Consider the following 232-nt stretch of genomic DNA (forward strand, 5'->3'; position numbering starts at 1 on the left):
ATTTTCAAGCCTGTTGACCCGTACAAGCAGTTGATCATTCGGTACGGGGTGTTTCTGGATGGTAGCTTTTCTAAGCTTCTTCTCTGAGATGCTGACCTTTTGGAGAATCATGCCCTCGTTCAGCTGATCTTGGATTTTTCTCAATAATACAATGTCATCATCCGAAAACTGGTAGTGGCCAATCTGAATACGTTCTAATTCAATTTTCAATTGGTTGACACAGCGTTGAATC

At 41.4% G+C, this 232-nt stretch carries 1 pseudogene; it reads right to left on the bottom strand.

From position 1 onward, the window contains the following. Nucleotides 1–232: pseudogene (locus ACYP5M_RS26830) on the bottom strand (MerR family transcriptional regulator); the annotation flags it as partial.

The organism is Peribacillus sp. N1 (assembly GCF_054600815.1).